At 55.0% G+C, this 25,243-nt stretch carries 26 protein-coding genes; 12 read left to right on the top strand and 14 right to left on the bottom strand.

The genetic code is table 11. The features are described 5' to 3' along the window. Positions 1–44 precede the first annotated feature (44 nt). A complete protein-coding gene (locus J5067_RS08550) occupies positions 45–1,514 on the top strand; it encodes a tetratricopeptide repeat protein (protein ID WP_264644992.1) in 1,470 nt (489 codons plus the stop codon). Positions 1,515–1,645: 131 nt separating this feature from the next. After that, positions 1,646–2,353 carry a DnaA inactivator Hda gene (gene hda, locus J5067_RS08545; RefSeq protein WP_264650893.1) on the top strand — a complete coding sequence of 236 codons (708 nt, stop codon included), beginning with the start codon at positions 1,646–1,648 and terminating at the stop codon, positions 2,351–2,353. Here the strand turns inward: hda and arsC are convergent. From arsC to J5067_RS08525, 4 genes are all read right to left on the bottom strand, one after another. Continuing rightward, complete coding sequence (gene arsC / locus J5067_RS08540; RefSeq protein WP_264650892.1) at positions 2,348–2,704, bottom strand: arsenate reductase (glutaredoxin); 357 nt, start codon at positions 2,702–2,704, stop codon at positions 2,348–2,350. The genes hda and arsC overlap by 6 nt on opposite strands. 145 nt (positions 2,705–2,849) lie before the next feature. Beyond that, the gene (locus J5067_RS08535) at positions 2,850–4,265 is read right to left on the bottom strand and encodes a M48 family metallopeptidase (RefSeq protein ID WP_264651100.1); all 1,416 of its coding nucleotides are present in this window, start codon (positions 4,263–4,265) and stop codon (positions 2,850–2,852) included. 321 nt (positions 4,266–4,586) lie between these two features. After that, positions 4,587–5,054, bottom strand: a complete 468-nt coding sequence (gene bcp, locus J5067_RS08530) for a thioredoxin-dependent thiol peroxidase (protein WP_264644995.1) — start codon at positions 5,052–5,054, stop codon at positions 4,587–4,589. Between the two features lie 2 nt (positions 5,055–5,056). Beyond that, the gene (locus J5067_RS08525) at positions 5,057–5,662 is read right to left on the bottom strand and encodes a glycine cleavage system transcriptional repressor (RefSeq protein ID WP_222159958.1); all 606 of its coding nucleotides are present in this window, start codon (positions 5,660–5,662) and stop codon (positions 5,057–5,059) included. Between the two features lie 187 nt (positions 5,663–5,849). Between J5067_RS08525 and dapA the strand changes: the two genes are divergently transcribed. From dapA to J5067_RS08480, 9 genes are all read left to right on the top strand, one after another. Then, positions 5,850–6,728, top strand: a complete 879-nt coding sequence (dapA, locus tag J5067_RS08520) for a 4-hydroxy-tetrahydrodipicolinate synthase (protein WP_264644996.1) — start codon at positions 5,850–5,852, stop codon at positions 6,726–6,728. 16 nt (positions 6,729–6,744) lie between these two features. Further along, on the top strand, positions 6,745–7,782 hold the full coding sequence (bamC, locus tag J5067_RS08515; protein ID WP_264650891.1) for an outer membrane protein assembly factor BamC: 1,038 nt from the start codon (positions 6,745–6,747) through the stop codon (positions 7,780–7,782). A gap of 327 nt (positions 7,783–8,109) precedes the next feature. Continuing rightward, positions 8,110–8,823: a phosphoribosylaminoimidazolesuccinocarboxamide synthase gene (gene purC / locus J5067_RS08510; protein ID WP_264624180.1), complete on the top strand. Its 714-nt coding sequence runs from the start codon at positions 8,110–8,112 to the stop codon at positions 8,821–8,823. A 192-nt stretch (positions 8,824–9,015) separates the two neighbouring features. Continuing rightward, on the top strand, positions 9,016–9,468 hold the full coding sequence (locus J5067_RS08505; protein WP_222159962.1) for a DUF441 domain-containing protein: 453 nt from the start codon (positions 9,016–9,018) through the stop codon (positions 9,466–9,468). Positions 9,469–9,481: 13 nt separating this feature from the next. After that, positions 9,482–11,563 (top strand): tRNA(Met) cytidine acetyltransferase TmcA, encoded by a 2,082-nt coding sequence (locus tag J5067_RS08500; protein ID WP_264650890.1) that lies wholly within the window; start codon positions 9,482–9,484, stop codon positions 11,561–11,563. 64 nt (positions 11,564–11,627) lie between these two features. Beyond that, positions 11,628–12,212, top strand: coding sequence for a TIGR00730 family Rossman fold protein (locus J5067_RS08495; RefSeq protein WP_264651099.1), 585 nt, complete (start codon positions 11,628–11,630; stop codon positions 12,210–12,212). A gap of 3 nt (positions 12,213–12,215) precedes the next feature. Beyond that, positions 12,216–12,620 (top strand): NUDIX domain-containing protein, encoded by a 405-nt coding sequence (locus tag J5067_RS08490; protein WP_264650889.1) that lies wholly within the window; start codon positions 12,216–12,218, stop codon positions 12,618–12,620. Positions 12,621–12,801: 181 nt separating this feature from the next. Beyond that, positions 12,802–13,419 carry an esterase gene (ypfH, locus tag J5067_RS08485; protein WP_264645089.1) on the top strand — a complete coding sequence of 206 codons (618 nt, stop codon included), beginning with the start codon at positions 12,802–12,804 and terminating at the stop codon, positions 13,417–13,419. A gap of 358 nt (positions 13,420–13,777) precedes the next feature. Beyond that, positions 13,778–15,448, top strand: coding sequence for a methyl-accepting chemotaxis protein (locus J5067_RS08480; protein WP_264650888.1), 1,671 nt, complete (start codon positions 13,778–13,780; stop codon positions 15,446–15,448). A gap of 42 nt (positions 15,449–15,490) precedes the next feature. Here J5067_RS08480 and J5067_RS08475 read toward each other — a convergent pair whose 3' ends face one another. The 6 genes from J5067_RS08475 to J5067_RS08450 form a co-directional block, all read right to left on the bottom strand. Then, the gene (locus J5067_RS08475) at positions 15,491–16,675 is read right to left on the bottom strand and encodes an acetyl-CoA C-acetyltransferase (RefSeq protein WP_264650887.1); all 1,185 of its coding nucleotides are present in this window, start codon (positions 16,673–16,675) and stop codon (positions 15,491–15,493) included. Positions 16,676–16,685: 10 nt separating this feature from the next. Then, on the bottom strand, positions 16,686–17,333 hold the full coding sequence (locus tag J5067_RS08470; RefSeq protein WP_264650886.1) for a 3-oxoacid CoA-transferase subunit B: 648 nt from the start codon (positions 17,331–17,333) through the stop codon (positions 16,686–16,688). Further along, positions 17,333–17,989 carry an acetate CoA-transferase subunit alpha gene (atoD, locus tag J5067_RS08465; RefSeq protein ID WP_264645003.1) on the bottom strand — a complete coding sequence of 219 codons (657 nt, stop codon included), beginning with the start codon at positions 17,987–17,989 and terminating at the stop codon, positions 17,333–17,335. Before atoD ends, J5067_RS08470 begins: the two co-directional genes overlap by 1 nt. A gap of 183 nt (positions 17,990–18,172) precedes the next feature. Then, a complete protein-coding gene (locus tag J5067_RS08460) occupies positions 18,173–18,472 on the bottom strand; it encodes a hypothetical protein (RefSeq protein WP_222159969.1) in 300 nt (99 codons plus the stop codon). Then, positions 18,472–19,812: an acyclic terpene utilization AtuA family protein gene (locus tag J5067_RS08455; RefSeq protein WP_264645004.1), complete on the bottom strand. Its 1,341-nt coding sequence runs from the start codon at positions 19,810–19,812 to the stop codon at positions 18,472–18,474. The genes J5067_RS08460 and J5067_RS08455 overlap by 1 nt, the downstream gene beginning before the upstream one ends. 49 nt (positions 19,813–19,861) lie before the next feature. Beyond that, positions 19,862–21,184, bottom strand: coding sequence for a CitMHS family transporter (locus J5067_RS08450; RefSeq protein ID WP_264645005.1), 1,323 nt, complete (start codon positions 21,182–21,184; stop codon positions 19,862–19,864). Positions 21,185–21,660: 476 nt separating this feature from the next. Between J5067_RS08450 and J5067_RS08445 the strand changes: the two genes are divergently transcribed. Then, positions 21,661–22,566 carry a LysR family transcriptional regulator gene (locus tag J5067_RS08445; protein WP_264645006.1) on the top strand — a complete coding sequence of 302 codons (906 nt, stop codon included), beginning with the start codon at positions 21,661–21,663 and terminating at the stop codon, positions 22,564–22,566. A 48-nt stretch (positions 22,567–22,614) separates the two neighbouring features. Here J5067_RS08445 and J5067_RS08440 read toward each other — a convergent pair whose 3' ends face one another. The 4 genes from J5067_RS08440 to J5067_RS08425 are packed head-to-tail and all read right to left on the bottom strand — an operon-like array spanning position 22,615 to position 24,968. Beyond that, positions 22,615–22,803, bottom strand: coding sequence for a YpfN family protein (locus tag J5067_RS08440; RefSeq protein ID WP_195314740.1), 189 nt, complete (start codon positions 22,801–22,803; stop codon positions 22,615–22,617). A 2-nt stretch (positions 22,804–22,805) separates the two neighbouring features. Beyond that, the gene (locus J5067_RS08435) at positions 22,806–23,480 is read right to left on the bottom strand and encodes a M15 family metallopeptidase (protein ID WP_264650885.1); all 675 of its coding nucleotides are present in this window, start codon (positions 23,478–23,480) and stop codon (positions 22,806–22,808) included. Then, positions 23,477–24,604, bottom strand: a complete 1,128-nt coding sequence (gene dapE / locus J5067_RS08430) for a succinyl-diaminopimelate desuccinylase (protein ID WP_264645008.1) — start codon at positions 24,602–24,604, stop codon at positions 23,477–23,479. The genes J5067_RS08435 and dapE overlap by 4 nt, the downstream gene beginning before the upstream one ends. A 1-nt stretch (position 24,605) precedes the next feature. Then, entirely contained in the window at positions 24,606–24,968 is a 363-nt protein-coding gene (locus J5067_RS08425) for an ArsC family reductase (RefSeq protein ID WP_264645009.1), read from the bottom strand. Positions 24,969–25,243: the final 275 nt, after the last annotated feature.

Here is a 25,243-nt window from a genome sequence, read left to right as displayed (position 1 = left end):
TATTATCCCCGGAAACAGAAAAACATCACAAAGGATTGTTAATCATGAAGAAAACAACGTTGGCGTTGTTACTGGGTCTATCGTGTTCTGCTTTTGCCCAAGACGCTGATGACGCCGACAGGCTCTACGACCGCCTCGAACAGCAAGATACCACTGCGCTGACCGCCCTCACCGATTTGGCTAAACGTCAGGATCCTCATGCACTCGCTGTGCTGGGGTTTGTTTATGAGTTTGGCGTTTCCGTTCCCAAAAATACCCAACAGGCGATCGACTATTATCAGCAGGCCTGTGCGCTGGGTGGCGATTATGGTTGTTATAACGCCGGGTATTTTTATCAATATGGCGTCGGCGTGCCGCAGGATAACGTCCGTGCCGGCCAATTGCTGGCAAAGATTAATGCTGCGGATATTGATATCGAAACGGCCAAGTCGCTTGGACACACCATTTATGAAGCCAAAGCCAAGGCTGAAACCGATGCAGAGATGCGCGCACCGATCCTGAAATATGTTTCCCGCTATTTAAATACCGCCGATGCGGAAACACGGCGGATATTCAGCCGCCTTGGTTTGAGTAAAAGCGACACGTTACGGCTGGCAAAGCGTTGGGCACAGCAGGGCGATCCCAAAGTAAATTTCTACGTCGGGCATTTTTATAATTTCGGTTACTCCTCGATCAAAGAGAAAGATATTGAGGCGATGCGCTGGTTTCGCCGCGCGGCAGAGGGCGGAGAGGCGGACTCGCAGAATCTTCTTGGCCTGGCCTATCGCGAAGGACGCTGGGGTGTAGATGTTGCTGCGCAAGACGCTGTCACCTGGTTTGAACGTGCCGCGCAGCAGGGCAATAAGGATGCCATGATCAATTTGGGGGAAATGTATTACACCGGTGAAGAGATTGACGTTGATTATGACAAGGCGCGCACGCTGTTTACCCAGGCCTATGACAAAGGCGTATCGCGGGCGGCAAAATACCTCGCCTGGATCTATTACAACGGTCAGGGTGTGACGAGCGATTGCCAGAAGGCTTGGGAGTATCGCGACCGGGGGCGCACTGACGAAACAAAAGCCAGCTATACGGCGCACTGCGTCAACGATAAGCGTGAGCGTGAAGAAAATCGCCAAACCTTGCCCTCATTGGTATTGAAAAACGAATCGACCTTTCTTGGTGGCAACGGTGGTGCATTGAAATGTGAAAATCATTTTATCGTTGATACCAACAAACTTGCTGAAGTGGCTAATTTGCGCGTCGTCGTCACGCTAAGAAACCGCGAGGGTGCCAGTGGACAATACACGTTGGCGTTTGCCCCCTTTGGCATGAATACCATGAATGAAACGCTGTACGGCCGGGAATACAGCTCTTTTCGTTCCGCCGAGCTGGTTCCACAAAAAACCAAAGACTTTTGCCAGCCTGGTGACGTGACATTCCAAATTGATTCCGCCACGGCGCGTATCAACGGGCAGGAAAAAGAGCTGCTGGCGACCGGGATTATCAAGCCGTATGTCAAAAATGCCGGGTAATGGCCTTTCGTTAGGACAATTCGCCTGAACAGTGAGGCGGTATCGAGAAAAACAGCCCGGTTGATGCGCTATCAACAGGGCTCGCTTTCTGTGGTAAACTCAGTCCGTTTTCCTGCCGAATTGAACATGAGGTGCTTCTGAACACGCCGGCACAGCTTTCACTGCCACTTTCTTTGCCTGATGACGAAACCTTCGCCAGTTTCTATCCGGGAGAAAACGCGTCACTTCTGGCCGCCCTTCACAACGTGTTGCAGCAAGAGCACGGTAGCTATATATACTTCTGGTCGCGAGAAGGGGGAGGGCGCAGCCATCTGCTGCATGCTGCCTGCGCAGCGTTATCGCGTCAGGGCGATGCGGCGGGCTATGTGCCGTTAGATAAACGCGCCTATTTTGTGCCTGAAGTCCTGGACGGCATGGAGCAGCTCGCGCTGGTCTGTATCGATAATATCGAATCCATTGCAGGCGATGATGTCTGGGAAATGGCGATGTTCAACCTCTATAACCGCATTCAGGAAGGGGGGCACACCCGGCTGTTGATCACCGGCGATCGCCCACCGCGCCAGCTTAATTTGCATCTGCCTGATTTGGCATCTCGTCTGGATTGGGGACAGATTTATAAATTGCAGCCGCTCTCCGATGAAGAAAAAGGTGAGGCGTTGCAGTTACGTGCTCGCCTGCGCGGCTTTGAGCTGCCGGAAGATGTGAGCCGCTTTTTGTTGAAGCGACTCGATCGTGAAATGCGCACGCTGTTTATGACGCTCGACCAACTCGATCACGCCTCCATTACCGCCCAGCGTAAACTGACTATCCCCTTCGTCAAAGAGATCCTGGGGCTATAACAGCGCCAGCACCTGCTCCGGTGGACGGCCGATACGTGCCCGTTCACCATTGATCACGATTGGGCGCTCAATCAGCGTGGGATGCTCAATCAGTGCAGTAATCAGCTGTGTTTCACTCAACGTCGAATCCGACAGGTTTAATTCGCGGTACAACGCTTCTTTCTGGCGCATTAATTCACGTGCGCTGCTAAAGCCCAACTGTGATAACAGTTGACGAATCTGTGCGGCATCCGGTGGCGTATCCAGATACATCACCACGCGCGGCGTAACGCCGTGTTGCTGCAACAGCGCCAGCGTTTCACGGCTCTTGGAGCAGCGCGGGTTGTGATAAATAACGATATCATGTGACATGGACTGTTCCTTGCTGTTTATACCCGTCATACTTCAAGTTGCAGGTGCGTTGGCTGCACTCATTCACCCGAATCACTTACCTGAGTAAGCTCATCGGGATTCATTCGCTTGCCGCCTTCCTGTAACTCGAATTATTTAGGGTATATCAGGATTTTTCAAACTGACGGAAGCGTTGCTGTAACTGGCGTAACTGGTCAATGCGGGCATCGTAGCGCGCCTGCTCCAGACTGCCGAGTTTACTCAGCGAGCTGGCATTGCTGAACAGACCGATTGCCTGATCCAGTTTTCCGGATAGCGCCAACTCCTCTCCGCGCGCGGCAAGCTCTTCGGCGCGCATGCCCTGTGCGGCAGAGGCCTGCGCCAGCAGCGACCAGCCGTTGGGATCGCCCGGATTGGCGTAGGTATAACGGTAGAGCAGGCGGCTGGCTGCCGCGGCCTGACCGCCCGTGACATAGGCGTTAGCCAGGTTCAATTGCAGTACCGGGTTGTTTTGGGCTCCCGGCGCTTTTTGTAACCGGGCGATGGCCTGCGCGGCTTTGTTTTGCGCCAGATCGATATCCGTCATCAGATCGAGAAACCAGGGGCTGTCTGGGGTTTTATCCAGCAACGGCTGAAGCACGGCGCGGGCATCGTCATATTTCTTCTCTTCATAGGCACGCACCGCTTTGCCATACTGTGCGGCAAGCTGCTCGCGCACATTGCCTTTTAACCAGTTATCGATGGTTTCATCTGCGGTGGCCTTATAGGCGGTGCTGTACATAGACAGCGCGCGCATCTTGGCAAACAGAAAATCCTGTGAGGACTGGGTGGGGGCTGGACGCATCTGGTTGGCGCGGTTGCGGGCATCGGCCAGGCGGCTCTCCGGTAATGGGTGTGTCAGCAGCATCTCCGGCGGCTTGGTGGCGTAGCGTGATTGGTCGGCCAATTTTTGCATAAAGTTAGGCATCGCCTGCGGATCGAACCCGGCACGCTGCAACACCTGTAGGCCAATGCGATCGGCTTCCTGTTCGTTGGACTGGGTGAAGCTGATAATCCCCTGCTGCGCGCCCGCCAAGGTGCCGCTCAGGGCTGCCATCCCCACCTGCGGATTTGCCATTGCCAGCAGAATGGAACCCAATGCACCTACCCAGGTGAGCGGGGCGCTGCGCTGCTGTGATTCCATGGCGCGCGCCAGATGGCGTTGGGTGACGTGCGAAATTTCATGCGCCAGCACCGAGGCCAGTTCGCTTTCGTTTTCCGCGTAGCGGAACAAGGCTGAATGGATAACCACGTTGCCGCCGAAGAAGGCGAAGGCGTTCAGCTCATCGTTGCGAATGATGAAGAAGTGAAAAGGCGTGCGCACCGAGTTGGCGCTTTTGACTAAGCGCTGGCCCAGTTGGTTGATGTATTGTACCAGCAGCGGATCGTCAATCAGCGGCGCACCGCCGCGCATTTGCCTGAGGTAGAAATCACCCATGGCAATTTCTTGATTGATACTGAGCGTACCGCCCGCAGTGGTGCCAATATCAGGAAGCTGATCCTGCATATCCGCAGCCACCGGCGCCGCGACGCCGCTCAGCATTGCGCCGAACAGCAACGCAGTCAGGGTTTTCTTTACTCTGAATCCACGCAGAAACGTCTTGCCTGCCGGAGCGGTAATGCGAGGACGTTCAGCACCTAACCAATTGAAGACCATGAGTGGGACCTTCTCGACTGCACGGTAAAAGCGATTAGCGCCTATCTTAGCCAGCGCGGAGGGAGCATGCAAAGTGGAATGCGGGAAAAGTGCAGCATAACAGCGCGCCGTGCAAAAAACAGCAAGCACAAGAATGCGCGCAGTGTGAATCAGGGCAATGCAAAAACACCGACACCCTAGCGGTGCCGGTGGATACCTAACGCGCGGTCAGGCGCTTTTCAGATAGTTCAGTACGATATCGTGGTGATCGCTGGTTTTGAAATCATCGAACACATGCGCCACGTTACCGTCTTCACCAATCAAAAAGCTGATGCGGTGAATACCGTCGTAGGTTTTTCCCATAAACGTCTTTTCGCCCCACACGCCGAAGGCTTGTGAGATCTGATGATCTTCGTCGGACAACAACGTAAAGTTCAGCAGCTCTTTTTCCGCAAAGCGAGACAGTTTTTCCGGTTTGTCGGTGCTGATACCCAGCACTTCCACGCCATGTTTCTTTAGATCGTCCATGTTGTCGCGCAAACCACAGGCTTGCACGGTACATCCCGGCGTCATCGCTTTAGGGTAAAAATAGACCAACACTTTTTGTCCCTGGAAGTCGGTTAAATTTACTTGTTCGCCATCCTGGTCGGGCAAGCTAAATTTCGGTGCGGTATCACCGGCTTTCAGTGTGTTCATCACTACTCTCCATCTTTCTCTTCATGCTGTGGATAGTTCACGACGCTAATACTGCCTTGTGCGTGCAGTTCTGTACATAGCTGATGAAAGGCTGGCTCAATAATTGCGCCATTAAGCGTTTCAGGGCTGTGTGCGGTGATTTGAATATATAACGTTGACGGATGTCCACTGGTAGCGGGCTGCGTTTTTGAAACCAGCTCCGCAATGTTCATGTGATGGGCGTCAAACAGGGCGGTAAAGCGTTCGATGATATGCGGTGAATCCGCCAGTTCAACTTTGACCCATACCGTCGAGGGCATTGGTGGGCGAGCCTGAGACTCGGTGCGTTTCATCACGATCAATAATTCCATTTCCGCCCCTTTGAGCGGCAGCGTGGATTCGATCAGCGTAATGGCGTTCCAGCTTCCCGACAGCAGCATGATGAACGTGAACTCTTTGCCCAGCATCGCAAGACGACTATCTTCAATGTTACAGCCACAGCTACTGACGTGACGTGTGATGGCGTTCACAATCCCAGGGCGGTCGACGCCGAGGGCGGTGATAACCAGAGAGTGTTCTTGTTGGCTCGGCAAAATCTTGCTTCCTCTGCATCGGGTTGAGAGTAACATGGTAAACACAAAAAATTGTCTGGGGCAATTTTGAGTGTGTTCTGGGTGCGTTTTCCCGCGCCGTCGTCAGTCGCGGCATGCAGAAAGAAAAAAACCGCATGTCAGACGCCGACAACGCGGTTGCGCGCTTGCTTTTGCAGTGAAGTCAAAAGTACCATGAAGAACTTGTTTTTGGAGGGGATGGCGAATGTTTACGGGAAGTATTGTTGCACTGGTTACGCCGATGGACGACAACGGAGCCGTCGATCGTGCGAGCTTAAAAAAACTTGTTGATTATCATGTTGCTAGCGGAACTGCGGGGATAGTGTCCGTCGGAACCACCGGAGAGTCCGCCACCTTGAGCCACGATGAACACGGCGATGTGGTGATGATGACGCTGGAACTGGCAGACGGACGTATCCCGGTGATAGCCGGAACGGGTGCCAATGCGACGTCGGAAGCCATCTCTCTCACCAAACGTTTTCACGGTACTGGCGTAGTGGGCTGCCTGACGGTAACCCCTTACTACAACCGCCCGACGCAGGAAGGGTTGTTCCAGCATTTTAAAGCGATCGCTGAACACACCGATTTACCGCAGATTCTGTATAACGTACCGTCGCGTACCGGTTGCGACATGCTGCCGGAAACCATCGCCCGCCTTTCCGAAGTAAAAAATATTGTTGCGGTGAAGGAAGCTACCGGGAACTTAAGCCGTGTGAGTCAGATCCAAGAGTTGGTTGATGATAAATTCATTTTGCTGAGCGGTGATGACGCCAGCAGCCTGGATTTTATGCAACTCGGTGGTCGCGGCGTGATTTCCGTGACGGCGAACATCGCGGCACGGGAAATGGCACAGCTGTGCGCACTGGCGGCGCAAGGTGATTTCGCTGCGGCGCGCCGTTTGAATCAGCGCCTGATGCCACTGCATCAGAAATTATTTGTTGAACCTAATCCGATCCCGGTGAAATGGGCATGCAAGGCATTAGGATTGATGGCGACCGATACGCTTCGCTTGCCGATGACGCCGCTGACTGACGCCGGTCGGGCAGTGATGGAGCGCGCATTGAAGCAAGCTGGTTTGCAGTAACCCTTAGGGAGATTTGATGACTTCTTCAGTGCAAAAGTCCATGGTGGCAAAAGTGGTTGGTTTGTCGCTGGTTATGCTGTTAGCAGCGTGTTCTAGCGATCAGCGTCACAAACGTCAGGTCAGCGGCGACGAATCCTATTTGAAAGCGCCGCAACCGAGGACGTTAGTGGCACCGGCGGGAATGATCCTTCCGGTGCAGAATGGGGATTACGAGATCCCGGCAGCCGCATCAACCGGTGAACTGGGTAAAGCGTTAGATATTCGTCCTCCTCTCCAGCCATTGGCGTTGTTAAGCGGATCGCGCACGCAAATTTCGGGTGATACAGCCACCTTGCTGATCGAAAACAGCGCGCAGGCGAACCGTCTGTGGCCGCAGGTGGTGCAAATCGTTCAGGACAAGGGCTATGTGATTGCCAGCCGTCAGGATGCTACGCAGACGCTGACCACCGATTGGATCTTCTGGCCGCGTGACGATGAAAGTGTGCCGTACCGTGCGCGTTATCAGATCTCCGTGCAACCTCAAGGGTATCAGGTCGCGGTTGTGGTGAAACTGCTCGGCCTCGAAGTGCAAAACACGCCGGTGGCAGAAACGCTTCAGGTGCAACGTTACACCAGTCTGATGGCCAATACCCTGTCAGAGGCATTGGAAAAACAGGCGGCTGCGCGTGAAAATGCACAGGTCAATCGCGCGGTTGGTACGCTGGACGTGCTGAGCGGTGCCGATGACAGCGGTCTGCCGTTGCTGGTGGTGCGTGGCCCTTATTCGGTGGTCTGGGATCGTCTTCCTGCCGCGCTGGAAAAAGTCGGCATGAAGGTCAACGATCGTAGCCGTCCACAAGGCTCTATCGCGCTGACCTACAAAGCACCGGGCAGCAGCGCCTGGGAACGTCTGGGGGCGAAAGACCCTGAATTGACCAACGGCGATTACAAATTGCAGGTTGGCGATCTGGGTAACCGCAGTACGTTGCAGTTTATCGACGCGAAAGGGCATACGCTCAGCCAGTCGAAAAACGACGCGCTTGTCGCCGTCTTCCAGGCGGCGCTCAGCCACTAACAGCAAGGGCCGGTCACCTCCGGCCCTTCTTTATTCGGCCCGGCGAATGCCGGTAATTTTGTTATTTATACCCTAAATAATTCGCGTTGCAGGAAGGCGGCAAGCGAAGGAGTCCGATGAGCTTACTCAGGTAAGTGATTCGGGTGACAAATCTGCCGGGAGCAGATTTGAACGCCGCTTGCGGCGGCCTCGCTAGAGGTGAGGCCCAGGGATGGGCCGAATAACGAGCGCAACCAACGCACCTGCAACGTGAAGTATGACGGGTATATCAGTATTAAATCATCGGGCCCGTGGTCGGTGGCCCACAACTGTGTGGAGTAATAAAAGATGCAAAAGCTAGCTGAGTTGTATCGCGGAAAAGCGAAAACGGTCTACACCACTGAAGATCCCGATCTGCTGGTGCTGGAGTTTCGCAATGATACGTCAGCCGGTGATGGCGCGCGCATTGAACAGTTTGATCGTAAAGGCATGGTGAACAACAAGTTCAACCATTTCATCATGAGCAAACTGGAAGAAGCGGGCATCCCGACGCAAATGGTCAAGTTGCTGTCCGACAACGAAGTGCTGGTGAAAAAGCTGGAGATGGTACCGGTAGAGTGCGTGGTGCGTAACCGTGCTGCCGGTTCACTGGTGAAACGCCTGGGTGTGGAAGAGGGCATTACCCTGAACCCGCCGCTGTTTGACCTGTTCCTGAAAAATGACGCCCTGCACGACCCGATGGTGAATGAGTCTTACTGCAAAACCTTCGGTTGGGTGAATGAAACCCACCTGGCACGCATGAAAGCACTGAGCTACAAAGCCAACGAGGTGCTGAGCAAGCTGTTTGATGACGCGGGCCTGATACTGGTGGATTTCAAACTGGAATTCGGATTGTTCAAAGGTGAAGTGGTACTGGGTGATGAGTTCTCTCCGGACGGCAGCCGCCTGTGGGACAAGCAAACCCTGAACAAGATGGACAAAGACCGTTTCCGTCAAAGTCTGGGTGGTTTGATTGAAGCCTATGAAGAAGTTGCACACCGTCTTGGCGTAAAATTAGACTAACCGCGCAATCGTTTTCGTGTTAAGCGTAACGCGTGTGCCGTTGCCTGTCATTCTCTGCGCTAAGCGGAGAATGACAGTTTACCCTTACCAATAGGGGTATTGGGCTAATGGGCCGTGCCAAAACAGTGCTATCATCTGAGTCTTGAATGAAACCGATAACTTGACTCCAGCATAGCAGGAACCCCCTTCCTCATGACTTCTTTCGATCCCACGCTTCTGATCCTGCTTGGCCTGGCGGGACTGGGTATTATCAGCCACAACATGACGGTCACCTGGGCGATGTTGGCGTTGCTGGCGGTGCGCTTGACGCCGCTCAACGGCTATTTCCCGCTGGTGGAAAAATATGGACTGAGCATCGGGATACTGATTCTGACTATCGGCGTGATGGCCCCGATTGCCAGTGGGAAAATCAGCGCCCATGACTTCTTTCAGGCGTTCCTCAACTGGAAATCGCTGGTAGCGATTGCGGTGGGCGTTGCGGTTTCCTGGCTCGGTGGTCGCGGTGTTTCTCTGATGAGCAATCAGCCTTCCGTGGTGTCGGGATTGTTGATTGGCACCGTGGCCGGTGTGGCGTTGTTCCGTGGCGTGCCGGTAGGTCCGCTGATTGCGGCAGGTCTGCTCTCGCTATTGATTGGCAAATCCTGAGAACGGCATTGGCATGTCTGAGCTCATCACCCCAAACCTGCTCGGTGCTGATGCGAACGGCGCTCCTGCGCTGCTGAGGCATGTTGGCGCACGTCGCCTGCTGGTCCTCAGCGGTGAATCGCACTGGGTGCAAACGCAGGCGCAAGCGCTGTGCCGCCAGACGCGGGGGGATTGGCTTTGGTTGGGCGGTGCACAGCCGGACAGCATACCCGTTAGCAAGGCGCGAAGGCTGCTGGGGCAGGAGTATCAGCATGCCGTGTTTGATGCCCGCATCGGGCTGGATGTGGAAGCGCTGGCGATCGTTGCTGGCACCTTGCGTGCGGGCAGTTGGCTACTGCTGCTGGTCCCGCCCTGGCAAGCGTGGGCACAACGGCCCGATGCTGATAGTCTGCGCTGGAGTGAGCAGCCGCAGGCGATAGCTACGCCAAATTTTATTAGGCATTTTCAGCAACAGTTGCTGGCGGACGAAGAGATAACCCTGTGGCGACAGGGAGAAGATGGCGCAATAAAAGCGCTGTCCCCCCGTGCACCGTGGCACCCCGCCAGCGGTGGCCCAACGCCACAGCAGCAGGCATTGCTGACCCGGCTACAGGCTGCGGCACCGGGCGTCTATGTGATTACCGCCGCGCGCGGGCGCGGTAAATCGACGCTGGCGGGGATGCTGGCCGCGCAGTGTAGCGGTGTCTGTTGGGTGACTGCGCCTTCCCGCGACACGGCGGCCCAGTTGCTACAATCCAGTGATGCAGCATTGCCCTTTTGGTCTCCGGATGCCTTGCTGGCGCTTTGCCAATCGTCATCTGTGCCGCCGCCCGACTGGCTGTTGATTGATGAGGCGGCGGCGATCCCGACGTCAGTGTTGCAGGCGCTGGTAAGCCATTTTCCTCGGGTGTTAATGCTCACTACGGTGCAAGGGTATGAAGGGACCGGGCGTGGTTTTCTGCTGAAATTTTGCGCCTCGCTGCCGCAGTGCGAGATGCTGACGTTGGATCAACCGCTGCGCTGGGCCGCGAACGATCCGCTGGAGCGTTTTCTGGATCAGGCTCTGCTTTTTCGAGACGCGTTTACCGCTGCCGATATCCTGAATCCGGAGACAGCGAGATTACCCACTGTTATCACCAAACCTCTGGCGGCGGCGTGGTTGAGCGAACCGGCCGGTTTGCATTCGTATTATGCCTTATTGTGCAGCGCGCATTACCGCACCTCGCCGCTGGATTTGCGACGGTTGTTGGATGCGCCCGGCATGCATCTTTACGGTGCCCAGCGGGGCGACGCACTGTGCGGCGTGGCCTGGTGGGTTGATGAAGGTGGCCTGTCGTCAGCGTTAGCGCATGAGGTGTGGGCGGGCCGCCGTCGCCCGCGCGGCAATCTGGTGGCACAATCATTGGCGGCACACGGTGATGAGTGGCAAGCTCCCTGTTTACGCTCGCGGCGTATCAGCCGTATCGCGGTTGTCGCGCAACAGCGGCGCAGCCGCATTGGTCATGCACTGATTGCCGCACAACGGGACATCGCGAGCGATGACGGCATTGATTTTTTGTCGGTCAGCTTCGGCTATCAGCCCGAACTGTGGGCATTCTGGCAAGCGTGCGGGTTTCGGCTGGTGCGCATTGGCAGCCACCGCGAGGCGAGCAGTGGCTGCTATAGTGCGATGGCGATTTTGCCTATCAGCGAGGATGGTCGGCAACTGGTCTCGCGTGCCGAACGGCGTCTCGCTCAGGCGTGGCCTGCCTTGCGCCGCATTATCCCTTTGGCACTGCCGTTGGCGCAGACCATACCGGATCCAGATAAACTCGAAGACGCCGAATGGTGCAGTCTGGCCGGGTTTGCTTTTGCGCATCGCGGCATGGAGCCGACCTTTGCCGCATTGACACGTCTGCTGGCGCGCTCGGGTTTGCCGCTGCCCGCATTGCGTGAGCTCAATGCGTACCCGCACGATCCCGAGCGGGGTGTGACATCGTTTTCATTAAGCGGTAAAAAAGCGCTGTTACAACGCTGGCGTGAGGAGACGGCTCAGGCACTGGCCGAGCTTGATGCAGCGGCCTGCGCGCGTTGGCAACGTTGGACGCAACCGGGTGGTTTCCGGCTGAATAATTAAATGCCTGGTGGAATGGAGATGTTTGCCGGCATAGGTAGGTAATCGACATGGAGAAGAGAGACATATCATGGTGATGGGAATTTTTTGCGGTTCGAGTGCGGGAAGTGACACCGCCTTTATTGATGCGGCGCGTGTGACGGGCAAAACCCTGGCGCAGGCCGGTATCGCCATTGTTTACGGCGGTGGCCGTGTGGGATTGATGGGCGCGGTCGCGGATGCGGCGTTGGCGCAGGGCGGCGAGGTGATTGGTGTCATGCCGCGTCTGTTGGCCGATCAAGAGCTTTCTCATCCGGGTCTGACCACGCTGCATGTGGTTGAAAACATGCATGAGCGTAAAGCCAAAATGGCGCAGATTGCTGATGGTTTTATCGCGATGCCGGGCGGTCCGGGGACGCTGGAAGAGATTTTCGAGCAGTGGACCTGGGCGCAGTTGGGGATTCATGACAAACCCTGCGCGTTTCTCAATGTTAACGGCTATTTTGACCCGCTGAAAACCATGAACGACACTATGGTCAGCCAGGGGTTTATGAAGCAACCCTATGCCGATATGCTCACGTTTTCTGACAGCATTGAAGATATTCTGCGCGTTTTCGCTGCCTATACGCCGCCGCCGCACAAGTGGACGCCCGCGTTTCGTCAGGTAGGGTGAGCGATGGAGACGTCCTGTGTGATCCGCATCGCCGCTGCCGTGATTACCGACGCGACGGGGGCCTGTCTGTTGGTACGCAAACAGGGCACCACCGCGTTTATGCAGCCGGGGGGAAAAATGGAACCCGGTGAAACGGCAGAGCAGGCGCTGGTGCGCGAACTGAAAGAAGAGCTGTCGATACAGGTTGCGATAGCGGATCTGACGTATCTTGGCCATTTTTCCGATCGGGCGGTTAATGAGCCTGGGTATGTTGTTGAAGCTGACGTGTACCGTGTGCAGGGTGTGAGTAGCGTGACACCGGCGGCTGAAATCGCCGAAGTTGTCTGGGTCAACCCAAAAGTGCCGACGGCGCTGTGCCTTGCCCCTTTGACTGAGCAGCAATTATTGCCCCTCGCCGCCGCGTTTTGAGGCCAGGGTGACAGGCTGACCGCCGCGTCAGCCTGGTATTTCCCTGTTTCGTTCCGGCCTATGGGGTGAAAGCGGTTAGGGCGGGTCATTGGAAATAATGGAATGACTTGTTCAATAAATCCCGATAGCACGTGATAGCCGCAGGGGTATCATGCTGGAATACCACGACAAAACGGGACATATCATGAGCGATGCAATTACAGTACAACAACCGGAGCGGGCGCAACGTCTGGTCCTGCTGTTTCACGGCGTTGGCGACAGTGCCAACGGCATGGCGGCGTTAGGGCGTTATTTTGCTGATGCCTTGACGGATGCCTGTGTTGTCAGCCTCAATGGGCCTGAAAGCACCGAATGGGGCGCCGGGCGTCAGTGGTTCTCCGTGCAAGGGGTGACCGAAGAGAACCGTCAGGCGCGCGTTGATGCGGCGATACCGGGGTTCCTGTCAACCGTGCGCCAGTGGCAGGAGAAGGTTGGGGTTGACGCTGCACATACCGTGCTGGTTGGGTTTTCGCAGGGGACCATCATGTCGCTGGAAGCGCTCAAGGCGGACCCGGCCATTGCCGGTACGGTTATCGCGTTTAGCGGCCGTTTTGCCTCGTTGCCGGAATCTGCATTGACGCCAGCGGTGGTGCATTTTATCCACGGCGAGCAGGACAGCGTGATTTTGCCTGCGCACGCACAGGCTGCCGCTCAGTGCCTGCACGCGTTGGGCAGTGCGCATTCACTCGATATGATTGCCGGTGTCGGCCACTCGATTGACGGTCTGATGCTGCAACGGGCGCTGGGTTATCTGGCATAACCACTCACCTTGCTGGTAAGGCGGTTCTACCCATGAATCGCCTTTATTTTTCTTTGCCCTTTCTCGCTATTTTCGCCCCGCACTGAATGAGATATCGCGCCAAAATCATGTCGAGTAGTTTTCCTGTCCATATAAAAAGTGAATTTTTCCATATTTAAATAACGTTGAATGGCAGACGATGTGATTGCACTACACACACCATAATGTCTGACGTTTTTCCCGCTATACCCAAATGTATTCGCGTCGCTGGCCTATTTAACGCCGGTTATTTATACCGCCGCATTATTACGTCAGTGATGTAACGCGCATCATTGAGGGTATATACATGTCACGTCCTTTTAGGAAATAAGGGTGTTATATGTTTAAACGTATAAAAGTTGTGACCATTCTCATTATTGTTCTTTTAACTCTGGGTATTTCACAATTTCTCACCGGTGCGCTTTCCATGCGTGCGCTGGTCAATGACCGAGAAGGGTTTCAGGCTTCACAGCGTGCTAATCAGAGCGTGGCCGCGTTTACCGATGCCTGGATTATGATGAACCAAACGCGTATTGCCGTCGGCACCATGATTCAAAATATGATGATGGGGAATGCGGATAAAGACGCGATGCAGTCGCTGCTGCAAATGGCGAAGGAGCGTATCACCAGTTCCGAAAGCCGTTATAAAGCCTATCAGGCCATTCCGCCTTCGCCGGGGGTGGATCCGGCGCTCACCAAAAAGCTGGAAGAGAGCTATATCGTTTATCAGAAACTGTTGAACGATATCGTCAATTCACTGGCCGGTGGATTGGCCGGGGCGGCAATGAAACTGCATGAAGGGGCGGCCCCGTTAAATGTTGCGATGCAGGAAAACTATCTGGCGTGGCGGGAAGCCCAAACGCAAGTCGCCGATAATGGGCTGCATGATAACCATCGTGCGTTTCAGGAGATGTTGTGGCTGCTGGGTATTATTTCACTGCTGGTGGTATTGGTGATTGTGCTCAGTTGGGTCGGATTGCAGCGTATTCTGTTGCAACCGCTGCATGCGCTGATGCGCCATATCAACGCGATTGCCAAAGGCGATCTGACGCAATCGATTGACGTTCAAGGACGAAATGAGATGAGCCAGCTTGCCACCGGTTTGCATCATATGCAGCGTTCACTGATTGATACGGTAAGCGCGGTGCGTGACAGCGCGCAGTCAATTTATACCGGTGCCAGCGAGATCTCGGCAGGCAGCAACGATCTTTCATCGCGCACCGAGCAGCAGGCGGCGTCGCTGGGCGAAACCGCGGCCAGCATGGAACAGTTGACCGCCACGGTAAAACAGAATTCACACAGCGCGCGGCAGGCGGCGCAGGTGGCAAAAGAGGCGTCAGAGACGGCAGACAAAGGCGGGGTAAAAGTCAGCCATGTGGTGATCACCATGAACCAGATCTCCGACAGCTCGCAAAAAATCGCGGATATCACCAATGTGATCGATGGTATTGCCTTCCAGACCAACATTCTGGCGCTGAATGCTGCGGTGGAGGCGGCACGAGCAGGCGATCAAGGTCGTGGCTTTGCCGTGGTGGCAGGCGAAGTGCGCACGCTGGCACAGCGCAGCGCGCAGGCCGCGAAAGAGATCAAAACCCTGATTGACGATTCGGTCAATCGCGTCAGCACCGGGGCGATTCAAGTGCGGGAAGCGGGAGACACCATGCAGGAAATTGTCACGGCGGTGAGTCGCGTGACGGATATTATGGGGGATATCGCGTCGGCGTCTGATGAGCAAAGTCGTGGCATCGATCAGGTGGGACAAGCGGTGAGCGAAATGGATCGGGTGACGCAGCAAAATGCGGCGCTGGTAGAAGAATCTGCCTCTGCGGCAGCCTCTCTGGAGGAGCAGGCGGGCTTTTTACAAGGTGCGGTGTCTGCGTTCAATATTGGCAATAATCAGGGCGTGCCAGCAGTTGCCGCCCGGCCGTTTACACACGGTGCGCCAGGATTATTGCCTGCGGTGAAAAACGCCTCCGGGCGTGGATCAGAACGCGACTGGGAGGCGTTTTAGCGCGGTATACTCGCTGGGCCGTGGAGCGATGCAGCGGCCCGGTTACAGGCGCTCAACGATCAGTGCGATGCCCTGACCGCCGCCGATGCACAGCGTTGCCAGCCCCAGCGTTTTGTCGTAGCTGTGCAACGCGTGGATCAGCGTAACCAGAATACGTGCGCCGCTGGCACCGATCGGGTGGCCCAGCGCAATCGCGCCGCCGTTGACGTTCACTTTTTCCGGGTCCAGACCCAAATCGCGCTGTACGGCCAGGAATTGTGCCGCAAACGCCTCATTGGCTTCGATCAGATCGATATCCTGAATGGTCAGTCCTGCCTTGAGCAGCGCTTTTTGGGTGGCAGGAATTGGGCCTAATCCCATCACCTCGCTCGGCACACCGGCGGAGGCCCAACTGCGAATGCGCGCCAGCGGCGTGATACCCTGCTGGCGGGCTTCGGATTCCCGCATCAGCACCAGCGTTGCTGCCGCATCGTTGATTCCCGAGGCGTTGCCCGCCGTGACGGTGCCGTCCGGCAGGAAAGCCGGGCGCAGTTTACCCAGAGAATCCAACGTGGTATCGGCACGCACGAACTCATCCTGATTGAAGATACGCGTCTCTTTTTTCACGCGCAGCGCAATTGGGGTGATCTCAGCCTCAAAGCGACCGTTCGCCTGCGCGGCGGCGGCTTTTTGCTGCGAGGCGAAAGCTACGCCATCCTGATCTTCCCGGGTAAAGCCGTACTGTTTGGCGATGTTCTCGGCGGTGATCCCCATATGGTAATCATTGAAGGCGCACCACAAACCGTCCTGGATCATGGAGTCGATTAATTTGCCATCGCCCATGCGGTAGCCCTGACGTGCTTTTTCCAGCAGGTAAGGGGCAGCACTCATGTTTTCCATACCGCCCGCGATACAGATCTGATTGTCGCCCGCCACAATGGATTGCGCACCGAGCGCTACCGCTTTGAGGCCGGAGCCGCACACTTTGCTGACGGTAAAGGCGGGCGTCTCCACACCGAGCCCGGCAGCCTGACCCGCCTGATGCGCCGGGTTTTGGCCTAAACCGGCGCTCAGCACGTTGCCCAGCATCACTTCATCAATCTTCAAACCCTGCGGCAGGGATGACAGGCTATCTTTAATCGTGGCGCTTGCCAGTTCAACGGCGGAAGTATTGGCTAAACTGCCCGCGAATTTACCGATCGCGGTGCGTTTGGCGCTCACAATCACAACGGAATCTTGTGTGTTCATCAGGGTCTCCTTAGTGGATTTTTAACGGTTGCAGAGAGTCGGAGACAATGAAGTGGGCTTCTGTCTTCTGGCGCAGTTCGTCGAGGGTGATATCCGGGCTGATTTCACGCAGCACCATCTGTTGGTCGATAAATTCAAATACCGCCAGTTCGGTGACCACCATGCTGACTTTGTTGGCGGCGGTAAGCGGGTAGGTGCATTCGTGCAGCAGTTTGGGGGCACCGTTTTTGGCGCAGTGTTCCAGCGCAATGATCACTTTCTTGGCGCCGACCACCAAATCCATGGCACCGCCCATGCCGGGCACCATTTTGCCGGGTACCACCCAGTTGGCGAGGTTGGCATGTTCGTCTACCTGCAAACCGCCGAGTACGCATACGTCTACATGACCACCGCGGATCAGGGCGAACGAGAAGGCGCTGTCAAACATCGCCGCACCCGGCACCATGCCGCAGGGTTGCCCGCCCGCGTTAACCAGATTGGTATCGATGTCGGTGACAGCACCTAAGCCGAGAAAGCCGTTTTCCGACTGAAAGGTCACTTCAATGGTTTCGGGTACGTAGTTGGCGACCTGAGTCGGCAAGCCAATGCCTAAATTCACCACGTCGCCGTCGTTTAACTCCAGCGCGACGCGGCGAGCGATAATTGATTTAGCGTCCATTATTTTTCTCCAACATAAAGGTGATCGACCAGTGCAGCAGGCGTCACAATGCATTCCGGCGCTAATTGACCGACAGGAATAACCTGTTCGCATTGCGCAACAACGTTATCTGCGGCAAGTGCTATCAGAGGATTAAAATTACGGGCGGTAAGGTGATAAATCAGATTTCCACGAGTGTCGGCAACGCTTGCCTCAATAATGGCAAGATCGGCTCTTAACGGTAATTCCAATAAATAGGTGGTATTATCGAGGGTGATTTTTTGTTTATTTTCTTCCACCACGGTGCCAACGCCCGTCGGGGTGAGAAAACCGCCCAATCCAGCACCGCCGCTGCGAATACGTTCTGCCAGCGTGCCCTGTGGCACCAGTTCGACATCCAGGGTTTTGGCAATCATGCGTTTGCCGGTTTCCGGGTTGGTGCCAATATGCGAAACGATGACTTTTTTAACCTGACCGCTGGCAATCAAGGGGCCAACGCCGGTGTCGGGAAATGCCGTGTCATTACCAATCAGGGTTAAATCAGTGACGCCGGATTTCATTATTTCTTTTACCAATAAATCCGGGGTTCCGACACCCATAAAACCACCGAACATAATTGTCATTCCGTCTTTTAATAAAGAACGGAAATAACTGGCATCAATGATTTTGTTTTTCATTATTCAGCTACTCCATCAATCAAAGGGCGCTAATGCCGTTTTTTAGGCAAAAGTTGCCCTGTAGAAAATTGCCGCCAATTTTCTAAGGTCGTTATGTGGATATATCGGGGTATATAGTGGGGCAATAATCATTGCCCCATCGATCTTTTATTTCCGTGCCACGGGCGAACCCGTGGCAATCGCTTAGATATCCATGTCCAGAATGGCTGCACTCAGCCCTTTGCCGTGCATATCCAGCGCCAGTGAGCGGGTAACACCGCCACCCAGTGCGCCATACATGACAAAGTTCAGCGCGCCAATGGCGGGCAGTTCGTAGCGAACGACGTCACCGGTGACGATATCGGCAAACCAGGCCTTGACCTTTTCCGCGGTAACGGCCGTTTTGATTTTCTCAAAATCTTCCGCACGATAGGCAATCAGAGAAATATTCGACGTATTGCCTTTGTCGCCAGTGCGAGAGTGGGCGATTTCACGTAGTTTCATTATTTGATCTCCAGGTAGTTAACCGCTGGGGTAACGAAAGCACGCGCCAGCAGGGTGGAATCCATGGCCAGAATCTCTTTGACGCCTTTATTGACGCCACCGCCGCCCGCAGGGCCGTTGGTGTATAGCGTTTCCACTTCATTGCCCACTTTCACTGCCTGTGCGCGGGTGGCGCAGCGAGCGGCCACGCGCGCGCGCACTTCATAAGGCTCGCTGCGTTGAGAACGCTCTGCGCCGTGCAGCGCGTCTACACCAATCAAATCGAAACGCACTTCTGACGGTGCGAAACCGCATACTTCAAAACGGCCTTTGACGATATCGAGCGCCAGACGTCCGCGTGCAACGGCACCTGGTCCGGCGTAGGAAATTTCCCCTTCGCCGATAAAGCCATCCTGATAACCGACGGAGACTTTCAATGTGTCGGTTTTGGCGCGGCCCGTAGCACCTTGAACGCGAACTCGGTCGTCACCGACCTGAGTGAAGGTGACACCGGTGAAATCGGCTACCACATCGGGAGTGATATAGCTGTCCGGACGGTGGATTTCATACAGCATTTGCTCTTTGCAGGTATCTACGCATACCCGGCCGCCAGAACCGGCGACTTTGGTGATGACCGCATCGCCGTTTTCATCAATTTCCGCGATCGGGAAGCCAAGGCGTTCCAGATGCGGAATGTCCTTGAAGCCAGGATCGGCATAGTAGCCGCCGGTGATCTGTCCGGCACATTCCAGCAGGTGACCGAGGCAGGTGCCTTTGCCCAGGTGTTCCCAGTCATCGGCTGCCCAGTTAAATTCATACATCATCGGTGCCAGAAACAGCGACGGGTCAGAAACGCGCCCGGCGATAATGATGTCCGCACCATCACGCAGCGCTTTGACCATGGCATCAGCGCCCATGTAGGCATTGGCGGACAGGATCTCTTTACCGCAGGTAGAAACCGGCTGGCCGATTTCATCCAGACGCGCATCTTGTTTAATCAACACATCACGCACGTCATCACCGGTCACCACGGCAATTTTTAACTGTTTGGCACCCAGCTCTTTGGCGATCTCCAGCACGCGCTGGCCCGCTGCCGTTGGGTTGGCGGAACCCATATTGGTGATGATTTTGATGCCTTTTTCCAGACAGGTCGGCAGTACCGCGTACATTCTGTCTGCCAGCAGCTCGTTGTAGCCCTTTTCCGGGTTTTGCTGCTTCTGTTTCTGGCCGATAGCGATGGTGCGTTCTGCCAGGCATTCAAACACCAGGTAGTTGATATCGCCTTTTTGCGCGAGCTCAAGTGCGGGCTCGATGCGATCGCCGGCATAGCCTGCGCCGGAACCTATACGGATAGTTTTCATAGCTTTACCTTCTATATTTAAAACGGCTCTGGTTACGGTGTGTGGGCGCTTATAGCGGGAACACACCAAAGATGACGCAGGCGAATGTCATGACGACACTGGCTGCCCAGAGCACGGGAATAGAGAATTTCTGGTGGTCGGCCAAATCGACGCCTGCCAGGCTGCACAGCAGGAACGTGGCTGGGGTCAACGGGCTGACCGGGAAACCGGTGGTCATCTGGCCCAGAACCGAAGCCTGCGCCACCTGAATGGCCGGCACGCCTAACATTTCGCCGGTGTGAGCGATAACGGGCATGATGCCGAAGTAATAAGAATCAGGGTCAAACACCAGGCTCAGCGGCATGGAGATGAGACCCACCACGAACGGAATGTGGGATGCCAGAGCAGGAGGAACAAAGCCGACGGCCGCTTCAGACATGGCTTTCAGCATACCTGCGCCACCCATGATGCCGGTGAAGGCACCTGCGGCGAACAGGATACTGGCCATCATCAGTGCCGCTTTGGCGTGCGCATTGATACGCGCTTTCTGCATTTCAACGTTGGGGTAGTTCACCATCAGCGCGACGGTCAGCGCGACCATAAAGGCAACGGTTGGCGAGATTTTGGTGAAAACCATGGTGCCGATAACACAGACCACCAGCGCGATGTTAATCCAGAACATGTGCGGACGACGCAGGGCTTTTTCTTCGTCGGTCAGTTCCTTCACGTGCTCTTGTGCATTGAACGAAGCAGAACCGCCAGCCAGCGGGTTGCTGCCCGACAGACCCAGGCGTTTCTCTTCTTTCTTACCCCAGTAGTAGCCCATCAGCACCATGAAGACCAGGCCACAGATCTGCGCAGGGATTAACGGGATAAACAGATCGTGAGTGGAAATGTTCAACGCCGCCGAGGCGCGGATCATCGGTCCGGTCCACGGCAGGAAGTTCACACCGGCGCTCAGCGCGGTGATACCGACCAGAATGCGCTTGTCCATGCCCAGCTTGTTAAACAGCGGTAGCATGGCCGGCACCGTGATCAGGAAGGTGACCGCACCGTTGCCGTCCAGATGCGCCAGCAGCGCCAATACGCCGGTACCGATGATGATCCTGACCGGGCTGGTTCCCACCATCCGCAAGATGCCGCGAATGATCGGATCAAACATGCCTGCGTCGGTAACCACGCCGAAAAAGCAGATAGCAAATACAAACATGGCGGCCATCGGTGCCAGTTTGGTAATCCCATCTACCACGTATTTTGCTGTGTCAGTGCCGCTTCCGGCCAATAATGCCCCAGCAATCGGAATGACAATCAATGCCACCAGCGGTGACATTCGTTTGGTCATAATGAAAAATAATAGGGTGGCAATGGTGAGCACCCCGATTAACGCTAACATATAGCACTCCTCTACTTATTATTGTGCGCAGTTGACAATCCATGCCGGCTTAACGATTATGTTAAAAATTATCGTTTATTTATAACAAACATGAAAATCAACGCCTAACCCAGAACAGATATTGTTGGCTGCGCTATTTTTATCATTTGGAATTGCATCAGACTAACTCATAATGGCAATGGATTCATTTGAAAACAGAATGGGTTTATTCTATTTGCAGATCAAATAAATAGACAAGAATTACCCATATATGGGTAACTGGTTGTTTTGAAATGGTATCGCAGAATAATTTGCGATAGGCGTCGGTGAGGTGTTGTGATTTTGCTTCAAAATGTAGCAATTGCATCTTTTATCTGAAGGTCAAATAAGATTAAATAATTGTGGCAGCGATCATAAAAACAAAATAAGTCACTTGATTGAAATAAAGTTTGTTAATTTTTTACCGATGTGTAAGGTCTATTTCAGATAGAGGTGTTATGAACTTATCCATTAAACAATTGAGGGCATTTATTGCGCTCACGGAAACTGAAAACTTTACCCGAGCAGCGCAGAAAATAAACCTGTCGCAGCCCGCGTTTAGCGCGTTGATCGCGGCGTTGGAAGATGAGGTAGGATATCGCCTTTTCGATCGTGATACACGCAAGGTGCAGTTAAACGGTAATGGCATTCACTTTATTGATATTGCTCGCCGACTCATTCAGTCACACGATGACGCCGTCGTGGAGATTAAATCTTATGCCACCGGGTACAAAGGTAAAATTGTATTGGCGGTGTTGCCTTCGATGGCGGTGGAGTGGTTGCCGCAGGTGCTGGCCCAGCACCATCGCGCACATCCTGACATCAAGGTTGAGCTGCTGGATACGCAGTGGGATCGCTGCCTGAAAGCCATTCTGGACGGGCGCGCGGATCTGGCATTAACCGCAGGTCAGCCTTCTCCGGGCACGTTCAGTTCCCGAATGCTGTTTGCCGATGAGTTTTTCCTGATTTGCCATCGCAATCATCCTCTGGCACAGCGTCAGAGCGTTGACGTTGCCGAAGTGGCGCAGCACGCCTTTGTGGGCTTCTCGCAAGGGACCAGCATCCGTCAGTACACCGATCAGCTGATGGCGCCGCACAGCTTTGACTACGTGCTTGAAGTGCGTCAACTGACCACCATGATGGGGCTGGTCGCGGCCAACTATGGGGTGAGCATTGTGACCGGCCTGACGCTGTTTCAGTTTCAGCACAAAGATATCGCCATTGTGCCGTTTCGCGATCTGTCGCTACAGCGCGGCATCTATCTGGTGACTGACAAAGAGCGACAACTGTCGCAGTGTGCCAAAGAGTTCTATGAATTTCTGCTGGAAAAGGCGGAGAGTTTCACCCCGCGCTCTGCACTCTGACGTGTTGTTAAAAGCGGCCCGCAGGCAACAGGCTGGTGGGGAAATGCCTCAGGGCTTTTTCTCCGGCCAGTCATCTTCCTTATCCCACTCGGCGTTGTTGTCTCTGTGGGGAGGCAACTCCGGTTTATTCTTGAGGAAGCGCTTATGGTCGAGGCGGCTCAGTTCTTTCATGCCGTTAATCACCATGCCAACCAGAATAATCAGAATCACCCACCAGTAATCAGCCAGCCAGGACATGTTCAATCCTCATCGATATTCGTGATAAAGCGGGAAAAAATATCAGGCAGATTCGGGCGTAACCAGACATCCCCCGCGATATCTTCATGTTGCCAGGCCGCCAGAATAACCTCTGGCGTCAACTGTTGGGCTGCCGGTCTGGACAAGGGCTGGTAGCTGATGTGCCAGGGTTCCACGGCAACGCCGCCGCGATCGTGGGCAAAGGGTCGGTAAAAATCGAACTGCGCCATATGCGCCGTGAGCCAGTCGCTTAGTTCAGCAAAATAGCCGCCCGCCTGATATTCCCACGGCTCCAGCTGCAGACGAGCCCCTTGAGGCAGGCGTGACGGATCGTAAATATCAAGCTCGGTACCCCAGTGATGGCGGCTGGCACCCGGCAGGGCAGACCAACGCAATATCGCGGCACAGCGTTGCGCCACGGGAAGCGTTGCCGCCACCAGCGGCTGGCTGTTTTTATCCAGCAGCGGGCGCTCGCCGTCGAATTTTTGATTCCAGATGTGGCGCTGGCGGGCAAAGTCACGAAAGGTGCTGGCGGGTTGTAGATTAAAGCCATCACGTGCAGCCGCCTGCTGTAAGCCAGTAAAGGCGGCGAGGGCGGCCGGTTGCAGGCTGTGTGCCTCACCGAGCGGGACAAGGTGCTCACGGGTTTTCCCCGTGAGCATGGCGTGCGTCATCATGCGATGAGCTGCTCCATAATGCGTTGATAAATACGGCTCAGTAGTTGCAGATCGGCGGCGCTGACGCACTCGTCCACTTTATGGATGGTGGCGTTTACCGGGCCAAGCTCCACCACTTGTGCGCCCATCTGCGCGATAAAGCGCCCATCCGAGGTACCGCCATTGGTCAGCAACTCCGGGGTTATTTCGCTGTAATGCTCAACGGCGGTCACCACGGCATCGACCAGATCTCCTGGCGGGGTTAAAAACGGTTGGCCGGAGAGATTCCAGTTCAGCGTGTAGTTAAGCTGATGGCGATCCAGCAGGGCGGCGACGCGCGCTTTGATCACCTCGTCCGTCAACTCGGTGCTAAAGCGGAAATTAAACTGCACCACCAGCTCGCCGGGGATCACATTATTGCTGCCGGTGCCCGCATTGATATTGGCAATTTGCATGCTGGTGGGAGGAAAGAAAGCATTGCCCTGATCCCATTCGGTGACCACCAATTCATTCAGAGCTTCCATGGCGCGATGCACCGGGTTGTCGGCCAAATGCGGATAGGCAACGTGGCCTTGTACGCCATGCACGGTCAGATTGGCGGTGATAGAGCCACGGCGCCCGTTTTTCACCACATCGCCCAGTTTGCTGGTGCTGGAGGGTTCGCCCACCAGACAGTAATCCAGGCGCTCGTTACGGGCTATTAACGCCTCAACCACCTTCACCGTGCCGTTCACCGCACTGGCTTCTTCATCTGAGGTAATCAGAAACGCCAGACGGCCCTGATGATGGGGATTGGCCTGTACAAACCGCTCGGCGGCCACCACCATGGCTGCAACCGATCCTTTCATGTCTGCCGCGCCGCGCCCATACAAAAAGCCATCGCGCAGGGTGGGTTCAAACGGTGGATGCTGCCAGCGGCTGGCATCGCCGCTCGGCACCACGTCGGTATGCCCGGCAAACGCCAGCGTTTTGCCTTCACCGCGCCATGCCCAGAGATTCTCGGTATCGCCGAAATCCATTTTTTCAATGGTAAAGCCCACCGCTTTCAGACGTTCAATCAGCAGGGCCTGACACCCTTCATCGCGCGGGCTGAGCGACGGGCGTTTAATCAATTGTTGTGCAAGTTCCAGTACGGGGCAGGACATCTCACTCTTTCTCCGCGGTAAAGGCGTGGTAACTTTCGGCATTAAAGCCTAACAGGGCGCGCTCCCCGCTCACCAGCAGCGGGCGTTTGATCAAGGCAGGATGAGCCAGCAGCAGGGCGCAGGCGCTTTCGGCATCGGTGACGGCGGCGCGCTCAGCGTCGCTTAACTGACGCCAGGTGGTACCGCGCGTATTGATCAACGGTTGCCAATCACCGACAAGGCGGATAAAGGCGGTTAACTGAGCGTGCTCTAACCCATCAACACGGTAATCATGAAACTGATAGGCAACCTGATGCGCTTCCAGCCAGCGTCGTGCTTTTTTGATGGTATCGCAGTTTTTGATACCGTACATCATCAGCGTCATGGTGATAACAGTCCTTTCTCATCGGGAGGCCACTAAGGCGGCATGTGGATATGTCAGCATGCCGAAAAATGGCCGGGAGATCCACCGATGCAATCTGCGCAGAATGGGATCTTGTTCGCTTTTTATTCGACAGGAAAACGTTTCGCTGGTCAAAAAGTGGGCGTATAATGGCCGCAGTTAACCACCAGGGGGACATGATGATAGAAGTAGAAGTGCGTCACTGGAAAGACTTCATTGAAGAAATGCTACGTAAAAAATAATTATCGGCTACCTAG

The sequence above is a fragment of the Candidatus Symbiopectobacterium sp. NZEC151 genome (genome assembly GCF_025962655.1).
Taxonomy (GTDB): Bacteria; Pseudomonadota; Gammaproteobacteria; order Enterobacterales; family Enterobacteriaceae; genus Symbiopectobacterium.
The sequence above is the reverse complement of the archived record's forward strand: the minus strand, read 5'-3'. Positions and strand labels throughout refer to the sequence as shown.

Bases quoted from the DNA above. Each gene is read 5' to 3' on its own strand.
- J5067_RS08550 (WP_264644992.1), top strand. From the start codon at position 45: ATGAAGAAAACAACGTTGGCGTTGTTACTGGGTCTATCGTGTTCTGCT.
- arsC (WP_264650892.1), bottom strand. From the start codon at position 2,704: ATGTCACATGATATCGTTATTTATCACAACCCGCGCTGCTCCAAGAGC.
- J5067_RS08535 (WP_264651100.1), bottom strand. From the start codon at position 4,265: ATGCTGAGCGGCGTCGCGGCGCCGGTGGCTGCGGATATGCAGGATCAG.
- bcp (WP_264644995.1), bottom strand. From the start codon at position 5,054: ATGAACACACTGAAAGCCGGTGATACCGCACCGAAATTTAGCTTGCCC.
- J5067_RS08525 (WP_222159958.1), bottom strand. From the start codon at position 5,662: ATGTTACTCTCAACCCGATGCAGAGGAAGCAAGATTTTGCCGAGCCAA.
- dapA (WP_264644996.1), top strand. From the start codon at position 5,850: ATGTTTACGGGAAGTATTGTTGCACTGGTTACGCCGATGGACGACAAC.
- bamC (WP_264650891.1), top strand. From the start codon at position 6,745: ATGACTTCTTCAGTGCAAAAGTCCATGGTGGCAAAAGTGGTTGGTTTG.
- purC (WP_264624180.1), top strand. From the start codon at position 8,110: ATGCAAAAGCTAGCTGAGTTGTATCGCGGAAAAGCGAAAACGGTCTAC.
- J5067_RS08505 (WP_222159962.1), top strand. From the start codon at position 9,016: ATGACTTCTTTCGATCCCACGCTTCTGATCCTGCTTGGCCTGGCGGGA.
- J5067_RS08500 (WP_264650890.1), top strand. From the start codon at position 9,482: ATGTCTGAGCTCATCACCCCAAACCTGCTCGGTGCTGATGCGAACGGC.
- J5067_RS08490 (WP_264650889.1), top strand. From the start codon at position 12,216: ATGGAGACGTCCTGTGTGATCCGCATCGCCGCTGCCGTGATTACCGAC.
- J5067_RS08480 (WP_264650888.1), top strand. From the start codon at position 13,778: ATGTTTAAACGTATAAAAGTTGTGACCATTCTCATTATTGTTCTTTTA.
- J5067_RS08475 (WP_264650887.1), bottom strand. From the start codon at position 16,675: ATGAACACACAAGATTCCGTTGTGATTGTGAGCGCCAAACGCACCGCG.
- J5067_RS08470 (WP_264650886.1), bottom strand. From the start codon at position 17,333: ATGGACGCTAAATCAATTATCGCTCGCCGCGTCGCGCTGGAGTTAAAC.
- atoD (WP_264645003.1), bottom strand. From the start codon at position 17,989: ATGAAAAACAAAATCATTGATGCCAGTTATTTCCGTTCTTTATTAAAA.
- J5067_RS08460 (WP_222159969.1), bottom strand. From the start codon at position 18,472: ATGAAACTACGTGAAATCGCCCACTCTCGCACTGGCGACAAAGGCAAT.
- J5067_RS08455 (WP_264645004.1), bottom strand. From the start codon at position 19,812: ATGAAAACTATCCGTATAGGTTCCGGCGCAGGCTATGCCGGCGATCGC.
- J5067_RS08450 (WP_264645005.1), bottom strand. From the start codon at position 21,184: ATGTTAGCGTTAATCGGGGTGCTCACCATTGCCACCCTATTATTTTTC.
- J5067_RS08445 (WP_264645006.1), top strand. From the start codon at position 21,661: ATGAACTTATCCATTAAACAATTGAGGGCATTTATTGCGCTCACGGAA.
- J5067_RS08440 (WP_195314740.1), bottom strand. From the start codon at position 22,803: ATGTCCTGGCTGGCTGATTACTGGTGGGTGATTCTGATTATTCTGGTT.
- J5067_RS08435 (WP_264650885.1), bottom strand. From the start codon at position 23,480: ATGATGACGCACGCCATGCTCACGGGGAAAACCCGTGAGCACCTTGTC.
- dapE (WP_264645008.1), bottom strand. From the start codon at position 24,604: ATGTCCTGCCCCGTACTGGAACTTGCACAACAATTGATTAAACGCCCG.
- J5067_RS08425 (WP_264645009.1), bottom strand. From the start codon at position 24,968: ATGACGCTGATGATGTACGGTATCAAAAACTGCGATACCATCAAAAAA.